The following is a 15,754-nucleotide window of genomic DNA, read 5'->3' as shown; positions in this document are numbered from 1 at the left end:
GCTTTGCTACGCAAGCGCTCATTGGTCGAGACGGTCTTCGATGAACTCAAGAATCTGTGCCGGATCGGGCACACCCGACATCGCTCACTGACGAATTTCACTGTCAACTCGATTGCCGGTATCGTGGCCTACTGCCTGCAACCCGTCAAACCTCGCATCCAGTTGCACCCTTGCCAGAACACCATGACCGTGCATTGAGTTTTTGCTGATCCAAAACTCAGGGTGCTTCCAGCAACCGGGCCGAGGATGCCCAGCGCTGCCATTAAGCCGCAACTCGCGCGCAGCCGGTGCACTATCGAGGTCAATATCCTCCCTAACAGCGTCTAAGGTAATGATCGCCGATACTGATCGGTCCCGCGCAAGAGGATTGCTCGTAGGTGCTGATCATTGCCAGCCATGCAGCACCTGTGATGCGAGGATGCGCATTAACGTGAAAGAACCCAACCTCTGGGCGGGCATGATCTTGACCCCAGCCCGTCTTGGCGCTGCATGAGGCACCTTGGAGAACGCTCCATCCTATACGGGCTCGGCTCAGAAAAATATGTACAGCTGTAGTGACCAAAAATTCCCCTAAATAAAAGTTAGTTAATAAGTCACCAGCAATGGGATTGTTGGAAAATTTGAAATAGCTGGGCCTTATCCTATTCAAGCGTTTGGATATCTGGCGCCAACATCTTCCTGATATTCGGCGTGACTTGACCATACTGCAAAGACAGCACGTCGGTCTCTATGAATGTCTCATCTGCATCTTCATTGACCAGCTCATTCATCTGACTGACTCGGAACCGCTAATGCATTTCAGGCATGAAGTCTTCATAAATCACTTAATTCCAGGGTTGCCATAGGTTGCAAGCGATGAAAGAAGTGGACGGCTTACAGTCTGAGGTCCGTAGGTTTGGATAAGTAACCGGTAGTGGGATTCCCATAGGTCACTGGCAATGGGAGGTGGCTGTGAAGTCCTAGTGGGTCAATTGACAACCGGATAGTAATTTTTGCAGCGCCGAGGGCCGACGTCGCAGGGGACGGCGTGTGCAGGCGCCCGAGCCGGCCAGGGCGTGCTGTCGTTGGCGGCTTCGCAGACGCCGCGCCTGGCGCTTGCCACCCCAGTGAAAAGGCGTTGGATCCTTGTTCCAGCCTCTGACCGTCGCTTCCAGGGTATCGATGATCTGTTGCGCTGTCTGCAGATACTGCCCGGCCAGCGCCCGGCGGCCGATGATGCGTTGAATCGACTCGGCCATGTTCAGCCAGGAGCCGCTCAGCGGCGTGTACAACGGCATCACGCCGTGACTGAACAGCCACAACACCAGTGTGGGCGTCAAATGCCCTTTGAGGTTGTCCCACACCAGCAGCAGGCGCAGCTGCGGCAAGATGGCCGGCAGCGTGATGCTAATTTTGAGCCCCCGCTGCCACGTCTCCCACGCGCCATGGTTGCTGGCCGTATCGGTCACAGGCGGCGCCGCTGGCAACTGATCGAGCACCGCGGTCAGTTCCTGCTGCAGCCACGGGTGCAGCACCACATTGGGCGCAGCGGTGACGCCCTTGGCCCGCAGCTCGCCGCTGCCCGGGCAAAACAAGGTCAGCAGCTTGGCCGTGCCATTGCGCACGTATTCATGGGGTTGACGCTGCGCCTGGCCTTGCGCGGCCCAGCTTTGCCCGGGCATGGGGCGGGTCGAGTACGGCCCCGCCTCATCTTGCGTCCATACCGCCAGACAGAGCTGAGCGCCCTCGTGGTAAGCACGCTCGATCAGATTTTTTTTTGGCCTCGCTATCGGGGTCCGTGACCTTGACCGTGCCGGCGCGGCGCTTTCGCACCGCCCGGCCCGTCTCGCACCAGCTGCGCGCGGCCAGCCAGCGGTAGCCCGAGGCATGGAGCACCTGACCGATCGTGTAGGTGCTGACACGGGGCAGACCATCGGGCGCGCGGCGCAAGGCCCGGCGCAGCGTCATCAACGACCAGCTCGCCGTTCCATCGCGCGCGGGATCGGGCGCGCGCCGCGCTTCGGCCAGGATCCGCTCGCGCGCCTGCGCATCGTATTGCGGCTTGGGGCCGCCCCGGCCGTGTGGTTCGAGTGCCACCAAGCCCTCACGGTTAAAGCGCGCTACCAGCTTTGCGACCGCCTCGGCGGACCGGCGGTGCGCGCCATCTGCGGCAGCGCGGTAGCTCGCTCCCAACGCCACGGCCAGCACCTCCCTGGCCCGCGCTACCACATCGGCTCGCTCGCTGCCTGAACGCACAATTCTTTGCAGCGCTTGCCGCTCGTGTTGCGTCAGCGGCCGTAACGACTCTTTTGGGCATCGACTCATGGCTTCGCTCCTGTCCGTTTTTACCTCTTGGCTACCGCCTTTTTGCTTTAGTTGCCAAGTGACCCACTAGTGTCGCGTCACGAGAATTTTGACGCGGACAATGGGGAATGGAACATTACAAAGTCACCTTGTCAGAGCAAGAAAGAGCCGAACTGCAAGCCATCGCAGGCAAAGGCACGCACGCCGCGTCCAAGGTGATCAATGCCTTGATACTGCTCAACTGCGACCAAGCCGGGGGACGTGCCGAGCGATCCCGGACTTGCGACATCGCGGCCATGCTGTGCGTGAGCGAGCGCAAGGTGGACCGCATCAAGAAGAAGTTTGTTCTCGAAGGGTTGGAACTGACGCTGAACCGCCAGAGCGCCAAGTGCGAGTACGACTTGAAGATCGACGGCCGCCTGGAGGCCCAGCTGCTGGCGCTGAGCTGCTCGGCGCCGCCCGAAGGCCAGGCGCGCTGGTCGCTGCGGCTGCTGGTTAACCGGCTGGTCGAGCTCGAATTGATTGACACCGTCTCGCACGAGACGGTGCGCCGCACGCTCAAAAAAACGAACTCAAGCCCTGGAGGAAAGTCGGCTGGGTGATCGCGCCCCAGGCCAACGCTCAATTCGTGGCTGCCATGGAACAGGTACTGGTGCCCATTGACGCCAAGCACCCCGTGGTGTGCATGGACGAGACGCCTCGCCAGCTCATTCGTGAGACGCGCGAGCCTGTTCCAGCGGAGCCCGGCCGCCCCGAGCGCCATAACTACGAATACGAACGCTGCGGCGTGTGTAACGTGTTCATGGCCAGCGAGCCGGTGGCCGGGCGGCGCTTGAGCAAAGTCACCGAGCGCCGGACCAAACTGGACTGGGCGGAGTTCGTGCAGGACATCGCGGCAAACTATCCCGATGCCGAGCGCATCACGCTGGTCATGGACAACTTGAACACGCACACCCCGGGCTCGCTGTACGAGGCGTTTACCCCTGAGGAGGCCAAGGCGCTGTGGGATCGTTTCGAGTTTGTCTACACGCCCAAGCATGGCAGCTGGCTGAACATGGCAGAGATCGAGATCAACGTCATGGTGGCTCAGTGCCTGAGCCGGCGCATTGACAGCATCGAGACCGTGCGCAGCGAGGTCGCTGCCTGGCAGGTCCGGCGCGACCACCTTCAGGCCAAAGTCAACTGGCAGTTCACGACCAAAGATGCCCGCGTCAAGCTCAAACGCCTTTATCCGACAACTTCTTCATGACGCGACACTAGGCCACAGTCACAACACTAGGCAACATGTGCTCATCAGTGATAGGTAACCGATTCGAAAAATGTTTGCCATCATAGCCAATCGTTTTTTGTAAGTCCTTGATTTTGTTTGGGTTTCAAATTGAAACTCGAATAAAAGAGAATTTTCGGTGTCAATGTCGCTCTGTTTTTAGTGTTATTTTCGCGCCTCGCTGAGTTCCTTCAGTGTTTTTTCGATGGCCGCATACACGACCGTGGCTTCGCTCTCGTCTGCCAGATTTATGATCATTCTTTTCTGGCGAAGCGACAGCTCTGCGTATTTTTTCTTGCCGGAACGGATCATTACCCTGTGGGTTTCTACAGAGGACAAGGGCTTTTCTTCACCCCCCGCCTTAAGCCAGTCAAGAGCAGCTTTCTGCGTCATCTCGCCAGCCACTATGCGATAGACGGCTTTGGTTGCTAAGGCTGGATCGGCCACGGAATGCTCAACCAAGGCTGGCGCGAAGCTCGAACCGACGGCTGAGGGATGTTCTTTCAACACGGCATGAACCGATTCAGGAAGTCCTTCAAAAGACATCAGCTTGGAGATCACGGACGGATTGACTCCAGCCTCCTGGGCCAACTGGTCGTTCGTAAAACCCTTGCTCCGTTTGCGCTGAGAAAATCCCAGGTACTTCTGGTAGTCCGTGAGGGACGGCGCCAGCAAGTTGTCGAAAAAGACGAGACGCTCAGCTTCATCATCCGTGAGGTCGCGCAAGGACGCTTCGATTTCGCTGCGGCCCAATCGCCTGTAGGCTTCCCACCGGTGACGCCCTGCAATGATCTCTAGGGCACCGTCGGTGCGGCGACGCACAACGATGGGCGAACTCAGCTGGTTGTTGCGCAGGTTCTCGACTAGTTCGGCTATCTTTTCTTCGGATAACTCGCTGGTCTGGTAGGGACTGGCCTCGATCAGGCCAAGCTCTACCAGCACCGGCTTGCCCAGGTGCTGGGATGAGGCGCTGAAATCAAAAGAGGGCAGCTTTCGGCCTGCTGCGTCAACCTCTTCTTGGGAGTAGCCGAGTAGTCCGGTTTTCTTGGTGAATCGCTTTTCCGCGCTCATCGGGCCACTCCCTGCGCAGCGACGCGCTGGGAAGCGCTTTTGCGCGCAGCCCGAACCGCCGCAGTGCCACCGGGTTTTCTCGGGATGACGATCGGAATCATGCCGGCAAGCTGAACATCGTAGGCACCAAGGAGCGAGCGCGAAAGATCAATCATTACCTGGGCCGCTGGGCTGGTGGGTTCACGCTCGATCACAGGCCCGCTGTCGGAGTCGTCCGTCAAGGATACTTGTCTGAGAAACGATGCTAGTCTGGGAATGACGACAGGGTCTAGCTTGCCAGGATAAGCCGACTTCAAGGTGTCCAGTGCTTTCTGGCAATTCGTGATGCTCGGGACATAGCCGTTGGCGACGATCCGAACATCAAACGTACGATCAGGAAACGCTTCATTCATCTCTTCAAGATTGGCCGCCAGCACTTCCATTGCCTTAAGGGATTGGCCATCGAGCATGACAACGGCAAGCATGGCTTGCGTTGCATAGGTGAGCGCCACCGAGAGTTGTGAAGAGCCTGGCGCCCCATCGACCACGATTACGTCATAACGGCTGAAAACGTCAATGTGCGAGTTGAGCAGTTTAGCAACCGTCAGTTCTCGCCGAACGAGGCTTGTCAGCCAAGACTCGATGTTGGTGAGCGTGATGTCCGACGCAATTAAATCGAGCATGTTATCGGCATAGATGGGGCGGATGGCTTTTTCCAGTTGCGCGACTGTCAGCTTGTCGGTCTTAGCCTCGTTGGCTTTGAGCAAGTCCCCGATGTGCGTCACCTCTTCAGTCGCCCAGTCGATACCGAACATGGTGGTGAGGGAGGCTTGTGGATCTGCGTCGATCATGAGGACTCGGTAGCCTTGGAGAGCCATGCAGGCGGCAAGATTGGCTGTCACGCACGTTTTCCCTGTCCCGCCTTTGGAAATTCGCGAATAGATGATGGGCGGCAGCACTTTTTGCCGCCGAGGCTCTTCATAGATATCCATCAGCGCCAATCGCACCCGCCTGATGTCATAAGCACTGTAGAGGTTGTGATAGCGCTCATCCTTCTGGAATTCTGAGTCAGGAACCAAGCTTCTGAAGGTGGAAGAGGGGCCAGCCCAGCGGCAGAATTCTTGGGCCAATTTTAGCTTGATGAAGCCTCGCGTCATATCGGTGTCTTGAAGTTGTTTGTTTGTCGCAGTGTACATTAATCAATAAATTGAGCAATTAATGTTTTGTACTGGTATGAATCAGAGATTTAAATGAACTGAGGAGGTAGCGACATACTTCAATGCAAGAGCCTGTCTTGGCCGATCCGCTCGCTGTATACATCACATTGTCCAATGCTGATGGGGCAACTTTTAAAAGCTGGATATGTATTGCCCAGAGCTTGGCGTTTATGCCCCTCCTCTAAGCCTGTCTGGACCGAACTAGCGTTGAGGCTGACAAATATCGGTCTCATGGGTCGAATGTCTCGAGAGTTTTCCCCGCACGCTTGGGTGCACGGCTTGGGTATGGTGCTGCGGCGGGGAAGGCGTAACGCTGGCCCTGTGCGGCTCGCCTGAAAGCGCATGAGGAGCGTGTCGGGCATGAAGGTGTCCTTATTGAGGCGGCGGGTGGGCGCGCGGGAACTGTTTTTCTGGTCGACAGAACAGTCTATGCGGGCCGAGCGCAAGGGCGCCCAGGGGTAGGGGGGGGTGAGGCCCTCTAGGTCGTTGGCAGCGCTGCAAATCGCTCGGCTCTACTGCGGCGGGCCGGCCGCAGCGCCGCTAAGCGCTTGTCAGGCTTGAGGTTTTTCATTCAGTGCGGGCAGGCGGGTGTTTTGACCTCCAGATTTTACCCTGAGATAATGCGACTTATCTTAGGGCACTACATGTAGAGTCTTGCGCATTTTTTGATCGGCGCCATTTTGCAAACATCTCACCTGCTGTTGAGGCAAAAATGAAGCAATGCCGGATGACTTCGCCATACTTTGAACGCTGTAGTCATAAATCACGTCGGTCGCTGATAGGCGCATGCTGCGCCATCAGCTCGGCAACCCACTCGATGAACACGCGGAGCTTGGCGCTGACATGCCGGTTCGGTGGAAATGCCACGTACAGCGGCATTGGGTCAAGGCGCCAGCCCTCGAACAGCGGTACCAGTTCGCCGCGTGCCAGGTGCGGCTTGGCCATGTAGTCCGGTAGCCAAAGCACGCCCAGCCCGGCCAAGCCGGCCGCAAGGTAGGCATTGCCGTCATCGACCGCCAGCACGTAGCGGCCTTGCACTTTGACAGCTTCGTGGCCGTAGCGCATGGTGTGCGAAAAGGCCTTGCCGGCGCGCTCCCACAAAAAACACACGATGCGGTGATGCAAGCCCTCCAGCTCATGCGGATGCAGGGGCGTGCCGGCGCGCTCCAGGTAGCTCGGCGCCGCGTAAACCCTGATCTGCAGGTCGCACACGCGGCGAGCCACCAGCGACTGGTCGGTGAGCTCGCCGCCGCGCACGACGCAGTCCACGTTGTCGCCAATGATGTCCACCATGCGATCGCTCACGCCCATGTCGAGCTGGATGTCAGGGTATTGCGCGTGGAATGCCGGCAGTGCGGGTATCAGGATCATGCGCGCCAGTGGGCTGGGCACATCCACCCGCAGCCGGCCCCTGGGCGCGGCCGAGGCGCTCGACAGGCTGGTTTCAGCATCGTCCAGGTCGGCCAGCATGCGCAGCACGCGCTCGTAATAAGCGGCACCATCAGCCGTGACGTTGACCTTGCGGGTGGTGCGGTTGAGCAGCTTGACGCGCAGCCGCGCCTCCAATTGCTGCACCAGTTGCGTCACGGTGGTTTTGCTCATACGCAGCGTCTCGGCCGCCTTGGTGAAACTGCCTGCCTCCACGACACGAGCGAATGCCTGCATGGCGTCGAAACGGTCCATCTCTGCTCCAGATACTTTTGGGATTGTTTGGATTTTACAAACAGTGATGAACAAGCTTGCCCGTTTATCCGGGAGGCATTGCCCTTTAGAGTTGCCTCATCGTTAACCAAGGGTCGGCTTCGACCCTTTCATGAAGGACACCCATGACAACATCCATCGCAAAGCGCGACGTCGTTTTTCCGCCCGGGCGCCAAGCGCTCTATGAACGCAACCGCTACTCGCCGGCGGTCCGCTCCAATGGTTTCCTGTTCGTTTCAGGGCAGGTTGGCAGCCGCGAGGACGGATCCCCCGAGCCCGACCTGGAGGTGCAGGTCCGCCTCGCTTTCGACAATCTGAACGCGATTCTGAAGGCCGCGGGCTGCACGTTCGACGACGTGGTGGACGTGACCGTGTTCATCGTCGATCCCGAATCGGTGTTCGAGACGATCTGGAAGGTAATCCCAGAGTACTGGGGCAGCGCGCCGCACCCTACACTGACGGGTGTCGGTGTGACATGGCTCTATGGCTTCCAGTTCGAGATCAAGGTGATTGCCAAGCTTCCAGAACCCAGTCAAGGTTGATCTGACCGGCGGTAGCAAGAAATTACTGCGCTTTCACAAGCCCACGCGCACAACAGGCCGGGGCTCATGCGCGGCGCCGGCTTTGCCGAGGCGGCGGCGGCGATCCTGGCGGCGCGGGGCTAGGGCGTGTTAACGCTATCGAAGCACCTCGGCAATGAGTGCAACGGTAATAAAGGCAGCAAACATCACGTCAAGCTTGTCGTAGCGAGTGAACACTCGACGCCAGGCCTTGAGCCGGCGAAACATGCGCTCGACCTCATTGCGCCGGCGGTAAAGCGCCTTGTGCAGCTCCCAGGGCTCGCGCCGCTTCGGGTTCGGGGGCACCACCGGCACGAAACCCAGCTGCCTGGCCAGCTCGCGCGTGGCGTCGCCCTCATAGGCACTGTCCATCAGCAAGGCGACTTCGCCGGCCTCCTGCGGCCCGCCCATGGCCTCGATCAGCCTGCGCCCTTCAGGCGCATCGCCGTGCTGCCCCGGCGTCAAGCTCCACGTGATAACGTCGCAGGCACCTGCGGCAACCAGATGAAGTTTGGTGCTCCAGCCGCCCCGGCTCTTGCCAATGGCCTGGGGACCGTTTTTTTTTTGCGCACCCGTGCCGTCCGGATGCACCTTGATGATGGTCGAGTCCAAGCTGACCGCTTCAATGCGCACATGCATCAGGCGCTCGCGCTGGAGTTTCTCGAACACCGTGCTGAGCACGCCAGCCCTGGCCCAGCGGCTCATGCGCGTGTAGATGGTGTGCCAGCAGCCGTAGTGCGTCGGCAGCGCGCGCCATTTGCAGCCATTGGCCGCGACGTACAAGATGGCGTTGAGCACCTCAAAGCTGTCGAGCAAAACATTGCCACGCTGACGCGGCAACAACGGTGCGATCAGTTCGAATTGTTCACGAGTCAGTTGCATTCCCACAGTTTTCCAGCAACCCCTCAGCTTGTCAAGTTTGAGTTAACACGCCCTAGCGCAGCGGCCTCAAGGCCGGGCCGGCCGGGCCAGCGCCCGCCACTGAACGCCGGCGCCCACGGACGCGACCAGGATCAGCAGGCCGGCATAGCCCTCCACCGTTGCCAGCAGGCCCAGCGGCGCAATCAGCGTGCCCGCCAGCATGGCCGGCACGCTGAACGCCAGGTAGCTGGCGGCATACAGCGCGGCGAACAGCTCGGCGCGCTCGTTCGGCTGCGCCAGCGGCGCCAGCGTCTGGACCAGCGCTGAAAACGCCGCGCCGAAGCCGATGCCCGCCACCACCGTGCCGGCAAAGAACACCGGCACCGAATGGCTCGCCAGTGAAACTAGCAGCAGGGCCAGGCCGGCCGCCATGCTGCTCATGCCGACGGCGCCGGCCTTGGCGGCCGGCAGGCTTTTGGGCAGCGTCGGCGAAACGGCGCCCATGCCGAACAGGGTGGCAATCGCCAGGCCGTTGACGATGCCGCTGTGGATGCCGAAGACCTGCTGCATCAGCGAAGGCACCAGCGACAGGAACAGCCCGCCCAGCGCCCACACCGCCAGCATCACCGGCAGGCCGCGCACGAATTCGGCCCGCGCCCTGGCAGGCACCGAGATGCGCGGCACCAGCGACGCCAGCGCGCCCGGCCGGCGGGTGGCGCTTTCAGGGATGAACAGGGTGGCCAATGCGCCCATCACGCAGATGGCCGAGAGCAGGCCGAACACCAGAGGCACCGGATGCGCCAGCCCCTGCACGGCCAGTCCGGTCAGCAAGGCGCCGACGGCCAGCCCGGCCAGTGGCGACACGCTGCTGATCATCGCGCCCAGGCGCTTTTGCGAGGCCGGCGCGGCCTCCACGATGGCCGCCGTCAGGGCGCCGCTGGCCATGCCGGTCGCCACGCCCTGAATGACGCGCGCGGCAATCAGCCCGCCAATCCCCTCGGCCAGCAAAAACGCCACCATGGCCGCGGCCTGCAGCAGCAAGGCCGCGAACACCACCGGGCGGCGGCCGACATGATCGGACAGCGAACCAGCCACCAGCAGTGACAGCAGCAGCGCCAGCGCATAAATCGCAAATGCCACCGTCAGCAGGGCTGGCGAAAAGCCCCACATCTGCTGGAACACCACGAACAGCGGCGACGGGGCGCTGGCGGCGGCGAAAAAAGCGAACAGCAGCAGCGCCAGCATCGGAAATGCCGCGCTGGCGGGCAATCGCCAGCGCGGCGCAGACGCTGCGGCGCCGGGAATCTGACTGGAAGTGGCAGGGTTGTTGGCGGGGCAAGTGGCAGGCATAGAGTCCTTAACGCAAACATTTTTGCTTTTGTAATTGTAGGCTGAATAGTCTTTTAACGCAAATACCTTTGCATTAAGCTAAAATTGCAGCCATGAACACAGTCCAGCTCAAACGCCCCGGCGGACGCAGCGCGCAGGTGCAGGCGCTGGTGCGCACCGCGCTCGAAGAATTGGTGGCGGAACAGGGCCGCGAGCGCGTCACGGTGCCGGCGGTGGCCGAGCGAGCCGGCGTCAGCGCGTCGAGCATCTACCGGCGCTGGGGCGACCTGTCCAGCCTGCTGTCCGAGACCGCCATCCACAGGCTGGACCCGAACCGGCCGTTGCCGGACTCGGGCAGCCTGAAGGACGACATTGCAGCCTGGGCCAGGGAATTCATCCTCCACGTCGCCAAGCCGTGCAACACCTCGCTGCTGAAGGCGGCAGCGGCGCTGGCCCGCGACAAGGACTCCGACTGCCTGCACAACCGCAAGGCCGAAGCCGAGGTGCTGGTCCAGCGGGCGCGCTTGCGCGGCGAGTCCACGCCCGAGCCGCAGCAGGTGATCGACCATGTGGTGGCGCCCATCGTGTTCCGCCTGCTGTTCGGCGGCGATGCCGTCACGCCCGCGCTGGCCGCCCAGCTGGTGGACGAGCTGTTCAGGCTGGTCTTGCCAACGCCAGCGGCCGCAGATCGCGTTGCAGAGCGCTGAAAAGCCACGCGCATCGTTGCGTTTCCAAAGCTGAAGCGTCAAGACTTGTTGCCATACTTCGCAAATCTGCCCCCCGTGTGTTGTTGCCATGGAGGCGTGCGGCAGTTCACACCACTGGGCCAGGCAGTTAGGCAAGCTTGGGCACCAGGTTCGGCTGATTGCAACCAAATTTGTACGGCCGTTCGTCAAGGGCATCAAGACCGATGCTGGCGATGCTCGGGCGATCTGGGAAGCGGCGCAACGACTTGAGATGCGATTTGTTCCCCCTAAGACGCAAGCAGCAACAAGGAATTCTCATGCTGCACTCGATGTGTGATGGCTTGGTCAAGGCCCGGACAGCGCAGGTTCATCAGATCCGGGCAGCCTTCTGTGAGTTCCGTATCGATCTGCCGGAAGGTCGTCACTGGTGCATTAAGATCTTGGCCGCCACGTTCGAATGGTTGGAAGACAAGCTTCCAGCCCTGATCATTGAAGCATTGCGCACGCAGTTGTGTTTGATTCTTGACATTAATGCTGAAATCGATGATCTCGAGCTTAGGCTGGAAGCGCTACAAGCGCAGCGATGACCCGTGTCACAGGCTGCTGAAGGTGCCTGGCGTTGGATTGCTGACAGCTACTGCCGTAGTCTCTGCCGTGGGTGCGCAAGCTCAATATGTCCGTAGAAACGGGGCAACTTCATACAACATCACGACATATTTCAGTATATTTGAACAGTCCAGTTTAAAAATCAGGCCGCTTTGTTTGAGGTCGCGAATTCAGGAAAGCATTCAGCATAGACGAGCAGGCGGCTTACCCGTCAATGCGACACAACCAGCTAAACCGGCATCGCTCATCGCAGGTCATAAACAAACTGCCCGGCGCTCAGGGTGTTCACCGATTCGCCAGGAATTTCCATCAGGATGCGGCTGCGCTCGGGCGGCAGGTAGGCGGTGAGATGCAGGACAGGGCGGGCATCGACATCGTGCATGACCCGCACGAGCTTGAGCAAGGGACCGCCGCTCTCAGTCTGGAGGTGTCCGGCGCGTACCGGGTCAGCCACCACGGCCGTAATTTCTTGCACCACCCTTCCGAATCTGACGCCCTGCGCCATCAGGATTTCATACAGTGCGCGTTCGCGCAGTGCGCCAAACGATACCTGCGCAGCAAAGCTGGCGGGCACCCACGCTTCAGTCAGCATGACAGGCATGTTGCGAATGCTGCGCAATCGCACGGCGTGAACGGCTTTTTCGGCTTGCTCTAGCTTCAGGAGCGCAAATACGTCCGCCGGTGGATCGCCCTGCGTGACCTCAATCACCTTGACCTCTGTGGCCATTGCGGTCTTTAGCAGCTCGTCGATCAGGCCGAGATTGGGAAGCTCCCTGGCCAAGGAAAAGTCCTGGCTGACGAAGGTTCCAAGGCCGTGACGCCTTTCCACCAAGCCAAGCGCAGCAAGGTCGGCCAATGCCCGGCGCACGGTGATGCGCGAGACACCAAAGCGCTCACACAGCGTTTCTTCCTTCGGCAGGGCGCCCGTGGCACCGAACAAACCGCGCGAGATCTCGTCCCGTAACACCAGAAACAGTTGCCGGTGCAAGGACGTTCCTTTTGAAAACATGGGTGGCGGCGGCGAGGCAGGGTGGGGCAGTTGAGTTTTCATAATTATTTTGACCGTGTACAGCCTGCCATCATAATTAATTTGACATGTGATTATGTTGTGATAATATTAATACAACATAAGCGCAAGGCAGCTTTGTGACCTTGGTCAGAACGGTGAAATTTGCGCCCCCCAAAAGACTGGACACCCCCTTGAACACAACACTCAAACAACAACTTCTCCGGCCCGGCATGATCGTGGCGCCCGGTGCCTACGACGCCATAGGCGCACGCTTGATAGAACAGGCTGGTTTCAGCGCGGTTTATATGACGGGTGCCGGCACCTCGGCGGCACGCGGCTATCCTGACTTTGGCCTGCTGACCATGAGCGAGATGGTCGAGAACGCTGCCGTCATGGCGCGTTCGATCGGCATTGCGCTGATCGCCGATGCGGATACCGGCTATGGCAATGAGCTCAACGTGACACGGACCGTACGCGAATTCGAGGCACGTGGCGTTGCGGCCATCCACATTGAAGACCAGGTCGCGCCCAAGCGCTGCGGCCACCTCGACGGCAAGTTGGTGGTTTCGCGCGAGGAGTTCGTCTCCAAAATCCGCGCCGCGGTGGAAGGGCGCCGCACCAAAGAGTTCGTGATCATTGCGCGCACCGACGCGCGCGCCATGATGAGCCTGGACGAAGCGATCTGGCGCGCCAACGCCGCCCTGGAGGCCGGTGCCGACATGGCATTCGTCGAAGCCACGCAAACGCGCGAGGAGGCTGCGGCTGTGCCCCAACGTGTGCATGGGCCCTGCCTCCTGAACGTGGTGCCAGGCGGTCGCACGCCGGTCTTCGATATGCGCGAAGCCGAAGCGATGGGCTACAAGCTGGCGATACTGCCGGGCCTGATGCTCAAGGCCGCGATCGAAGCCGGCGATGCCGCACTGGCCGAACTCAAGGCCACCTCCATGGCACCCACCGCAGACCGCAGCGTGGCCGAAACCTTCCGCCGCTTCGGCGCGGACGAATGGGATGCGCTGCGAACCCGTTTCAATGCCGGCGCCACCATGCAAACGAAGTAAGCGCCATGGCCGCCGGAACTCTTTTCGACAAGCTGTGGGATGCGCACGTGGTGCGCGACCTCGGTGACGGCTGGGCGCTGCTGCACATCGACCGGCATCTGCTGCACGACCTGTCCGGCCCGCCCGCATTGGCCGAGGTCGTCGCGCGCGGCATGCCGCTTCACAATCCTGAGTTGGCGTTTGCCACGCCCGACCATGCGGTATCGAGCCAGCCCGGGCGCATCGCAACGACTTTTGCACTCGGCGGCAAGCTGCACGGGGCGCTCAAGAGCCTCAGCGCCAAAATGGGTGTGCAGCTGTTTGACCTCGGCCAGCCAGGCCAGGGCATTGTCCATGTAATGGGGCCGGAGCTCGGCATCGTGCTGCCAGGCCTCACCGTGATCTGCGGCGACAGCCACACCTGCACCAACGGCGGACTCGGCGCAATGGCGTTCGGCGTCGGCTCGTCCGAAAGCACGCATGCGCTAGCGACGCAGACGCTGCGCCTGCAAAAACCCCGTCAGCTGCGCATCCGCTGCGAAGGCGCTTTGCGCGCCGGCGTCACCGCCAAGGACCTGGCGCTGCACATCATCGGCAAGCTCGGCGCCGCGGCGGGCGGCGGCTACGCCATCGAGTTCGCTGGCCCGGCCATCGAGGCGATGGAGGTCGAAGGCCGGCTGACGATGTGCAACCTGTCGGTGGAACTGGGCGCGCGCTTCGGCATGATCGCGCCCGACGAGCGCACGTTCGACTACCTGCGCGGCCGGCCTTTCGCGCCGCAGGGCGCGGCCTTCGATGCGGCGGTGGCCGACTGGCGGCGGCTGCCCTCGGACGCGGATGCCGTCTTCGACTGCGAGGAAGTCATCGACGCCTGCGCCATCCGCCCGACCATCACCTGGGGCACCAGCCCCGAACACGCCATTGCCATCGACGGCCGCGTGCCCGACCCGCGCAACGCCGCCAACGCGGCCGAGCGCGACACGCTGGCCGCCGCGCTCGATTACATGGGCCTCGTCGCCGGCCAACCCATCGCCGGCACGCCGGTTGACTGGGTCTTTATCGGCTCATGCGCCAACTCGCGCCTGTCGGATTTGCGCGCCGCAGCCGACGTGGCACGCGGCAGGCAGGTCGCGCCCGGCGTCACCGCCTGGGTGGTTCCCGGCTCCGAAAGTGTCAAGCGCGCGGCCGAGGCCGAAGGCCTGAAGGACGTGTTCGAAGCGGCCGGCTTTGCCTGGCGCGAGCCCGGCTGCAGCATGTGCGTGGCAGCCAACGGCGAGCAGGTGCCGCCACAGCAACGCTGCGTGTCAACCTCGAACCGCAACTTCGTCGGCCGCCAGGGGCCTGGTGCGCGTACGCACCTTGCCAGCCCGGCGATGGCAGCGGCTGCTGCCATCGCCGGCGTCATCACCGATCTGGAGCCCGCATGACTACTCACCCACCCATCGCTTCCCCCGCCCAACCCGGCGACGGTGACCTTCCCCAGCCGGCTGGCAATCAGCCTTTCACCGTTGTCACAGGCGCTGCCGCGCACCTGCCGCGCGCCAATGTCGATACCGATGTCATCATCCGCATCGAGCGCCTGACCGCCCTGCCCAAAGAGCAACTTGGTGCCTACGCTTTCGAAGCGCTGCGCTACCTTGAAGACGGCAGCGAGGATCCCGATTGCGTGTTCAACCAGACCCTCTTTCGCAACGCCCCCATCTTGCTGGCCGGCGACAACTTCGGCTGCGGCTCGTCGCGCGAAGGTGCCGTCACCGCGCTGCAGGGCCTGGGCCTGCGCTGCGTGATCGCGCCGAGCTTCGGCGATATTTTCTTCAGCAATTGTTTTCAGAATGGCGTTCTGCCCATCCGCCTGTCCGCGCCCGAGGTCGATGCGCTGGCGGCGGCTTGCGCCCACGGCGAGTTGCTGAGTGTTGACCTGGAGCGCCAGACGATTCGCACCGCCGCCGGCGCCGAGACCGTTTTCAGCGTCGATCCGATGCGCCGCGAGGGCCTGCTGCATGGCCTGGATGATATCGACCTGACGCTGAAGGACGATGCGCTTATCAACGCCTGGCAACAGGCCGACCGTCAACGCCGGCCCTGGGCCTGGCCAGTCGGCACAACCACCGTCGTCTAAACGCCATCGCGCCCCTCACTGGAAACAAA

Annotated in this window: 17 protein-coding genes; 8 read left to right on the top strand and 9 right to left on the bottom strand. The window is 61.3% G+C overall.

Annotation, left to right across the window (positions count from 1 at the left end; all coding sequences use genetic code 11):
• The first annotated feature begins 3 nt into the window (after positions 1–3).
• Positions 4–198: a transposase gene (locus EC86_RS30605; protein ID WP_084181651.1), complete on the top strand. Its 195-nt coding sequence runs from the start codon at positions 4–6 to the stop codon at positions 196–198.
• Positions 199–641: 443 nt separating this feature from the next.
• Here EC86_RS30605 and EC86_RS30425 read toward each other — a convergent pair whose 3' ends face one another.
• From EC86_RS30425 to EC86_RS27985, 3 genes are all read right to left on the bottom strand, one after another.
• A complete protein-coding gene (locus EC86_RS30425) occupies positions 642–770 on the bottom strand; it encodes a hypothetical protein (protein WP_269635751.1) in 129 nt (42 codons plus the stop codon).
• 189 nt (positions 771–959) lie between these two features.
• Complete coding sequence (locus EC86_RS0121515; protein ID WP_156955434.1) at positions 960–1,661, bottom strand: transposase; 702 nt, start codon at positions 1,659–1,661, stop codon at positions 960–962.
• A gap of 25 nt (positions 1,662–1,686) precedes the next feature.
• On the bottom strand, positions 1,687–2,304 hold the full coding sequence (locus tag EC86_RS27985) for a helix-turn-helix domain-containing protein (RefSeq protein WP_084181650.1): 618 nt from the start codon (positions 2,302–2,304) through the stop codon (positions 1,687–1,689).
• Positions 2,305–2,411: 107 nt separating this feature from the next.
• Here EC86_RS27985 and EC86_RS27980 point away from each other — a divergent pair.
• Positions 2,412–3,532 (top strand): IS630 family transposase gene (locus EC86_RS27980; protein WP_156955433.1). Its coding sequence is split into 2 segments (ribosomal slippage): positions 2,412–2,844 and positions 2,844–3,532, totalling 1,122 coding nucleotides; the frame shifts between segments, so codons are not numbered across the junction.
• A 183-nt stretch (positions 3,533–3,715) separates the two neighbouring features.
• Here EC86_RS27980 and EC86_RS0121495 read toward each other — a convergent pair.
• From EC86_RS0121495 to EC86_RS0121480, 3 genes are all read right to left on the bottom strand, one after another.
• Entirely contained in the window at positions 3,716–4,621 is a 906-nt protein-coding gene (locus EC86_RS0121495) for a ParB/RepB/Spo0J family partition protein (RefSeq protein WP_029527921.1), read from the bottom strand.
• Positions 4,618–5,796: a ParA family protein gene (locus EC86_RS27245; protein WP_029527920.1), complete on the bottom strand. Its 1,179-nt coding sequence runs from the start codon at positions 5,794–5,796 to the stop codon at positions 4,618–4,620. Before EC86_RS27245 ends, EC86_RS0121495 begins: the two co-directional genes overlap by 4 nt.
• Positions 5,797–6,573: 777 nt before the next feature.
• A complete protein-coding gene (locus EC86_RS0121480; protein WP_029527919.1) occupies positions 6,574–7,500 on the bottom strand; it encodes a LysR family transcriptional regulator in 927 nt (308 codons plus the stop codon).
• A gap of 155 nt (positions 7,501–7,655) precedes the next feature.
• Here EC86_RS0121480 and EC86_RS0121475 point away from each other — a divergent pair, with 155 nt between their 5' ends.
• The gene (locus EC86_RS0121475; RefSeq protein WP_029527918.1) at positions 7,656–8,060 is read left to right on the top strand and encodes a RidA family protein; all 405 of its coding nucleotides are present in this window, start codon (positions 7,656–7,658) and stop codon (positions 8,058–8,060) included.
• A gap of 135 nt (positions 8,061–8,195) precedes the next feature.
• On the opposite strand, the gene EC86_RS29075 is transcribed toward EC86_RS0121475, so the two are convergent.
• Both EC86_RS29075 and EC86_RS0121460 read right to left on the bottom strand, forming a co-directional pair.
• Positions 8,196–8,960: an IS5 family transposase gene (locus tag EC86_RS29075; RefSeq protein WP_156955432.1), complete on the bottom strand. Its 765-nt coding sequence runs from the start codon at positions 8,958–8,960 to the stop codon at positions 8,196–8,198.
• Between the two features lie 66 nt (positions 8,961–9,026).
• A complete protein-coding gene (locus tag EC86_RS0121460; protein WP_029527916.1) occupies positions 9,027–10,289 on the bottom strand; it encodes an MFS transporter in 1,263 nt (420 codons plus the stop codon).
• Between the two features lie 92 nt (positions 10,290–10,381).
• Between EC86_RS0121460 and EC86_RS0121455 the strand changes: the two genes are divergently transcribed.
• Together EC86_RS0121455 and EC86_RS27240 are read left to right on the top strand one after the other, a co-directional pair.
• Positions 10,382–10,975: a TetR/AcrR family transcriptional regulator gene (locus tag EC86_RS0121455; RefSeq protein ID WP_029527915.1), complete on the top strand. Its 594-nt coding sequence runs from the start codon at positions 10,382–10,384 to the stop codon at positions 10,973–10,975.
• 296 nt (positions 10,976–11,271) lie between these two features.
• On the top strand, positions 11,272–11,541 hold the full coding sequence (locus EC86_RS27240; RefSeq protein ID WP_156955431.1) for a hypothetical protein: 270 nt from the start codon (positions 11,272–11,274) through the stop codon (positions 11,539–11,541).
• Positions 11,542–11,804: 263 nt separating this feature from the next.
• Here EC86_RS27240 and EC86_RS0121445 read toward each other — a convergent pair whose 3' ends face one another.
• Positions 11,805–12,548 (bottom strand): GntR family transcriptional regulator, encoded by a 744-nt coding sequence (locus tag EC86_RS0121445; protein WP_232229999.1) that lies wholly within the window; start codon positions 12,546–12,548, stop codon positions 11,805–11,807.
• 212 nt (positions 12,549–12,760) lie between these two features.
• On the opposite strand from EC86_RS0121445, the gene EC86_RS0121440 reads away from it, so the two are divergent.
• From EC86_RS0121440 to leuD, 3 genes are read left to right on the top strand one after another with little or no spacing between them, the layout of a single operon-like run.
• On the top strand, positions 12,761–13,627 hold the full coding sequence (locus EC86_RS0121440) for an isocitrate lyase/PEP mutase family protein (RefSeq protein WP_029527913.1): 867 nt from the start codon (positions 12,761–12,763) through the stop codon (positions 13,625–13,627).
• Positions 13,628–13,632: 5 nt separating this feature from the next.
• Positions 13,633–15,033 (top strand): 3-isopropylmalate dehydratase large subunit, encoded by a 1,401-nt coding sequence (gene leuC / locus EC86_RS0121435; protein WP_029527912.1) that lies wholly within the window; start codon positions 13,633–13,635, stop codon positions 15,031–15,033.
• A complete protein-coding gene (gene leuD / locus EC86_RS0121430) occupies positions 15,030–15,725 on the top strand; it encodes a 3-isopropylmalate dehydratase small subunit (RefSeq protein WP_084181647.1) in 696 nt (231 codons plus the stop codon). Before leuC ends, leuD begins: the two co-directional genes overlap by 4 nt.
• Positions 15,726–15,754: the final 29 nt, after the last annotated feature.

This window comes from Polaromonas glacialis, assembly GCF_000709345.1.
In the GTDB taxonomy this organism is placed as follows: Bacteria; Pseudomonadota; Gammaproteobacteria; order Burkholderiales; family Burkholderiaceae_C; genus Polaromonas; species Polaromonas glacialis.
Note: the sequence above shows the minus strand (reverse complement) of the source record. Positions and strands in the feature narration are given on the sequence as shown.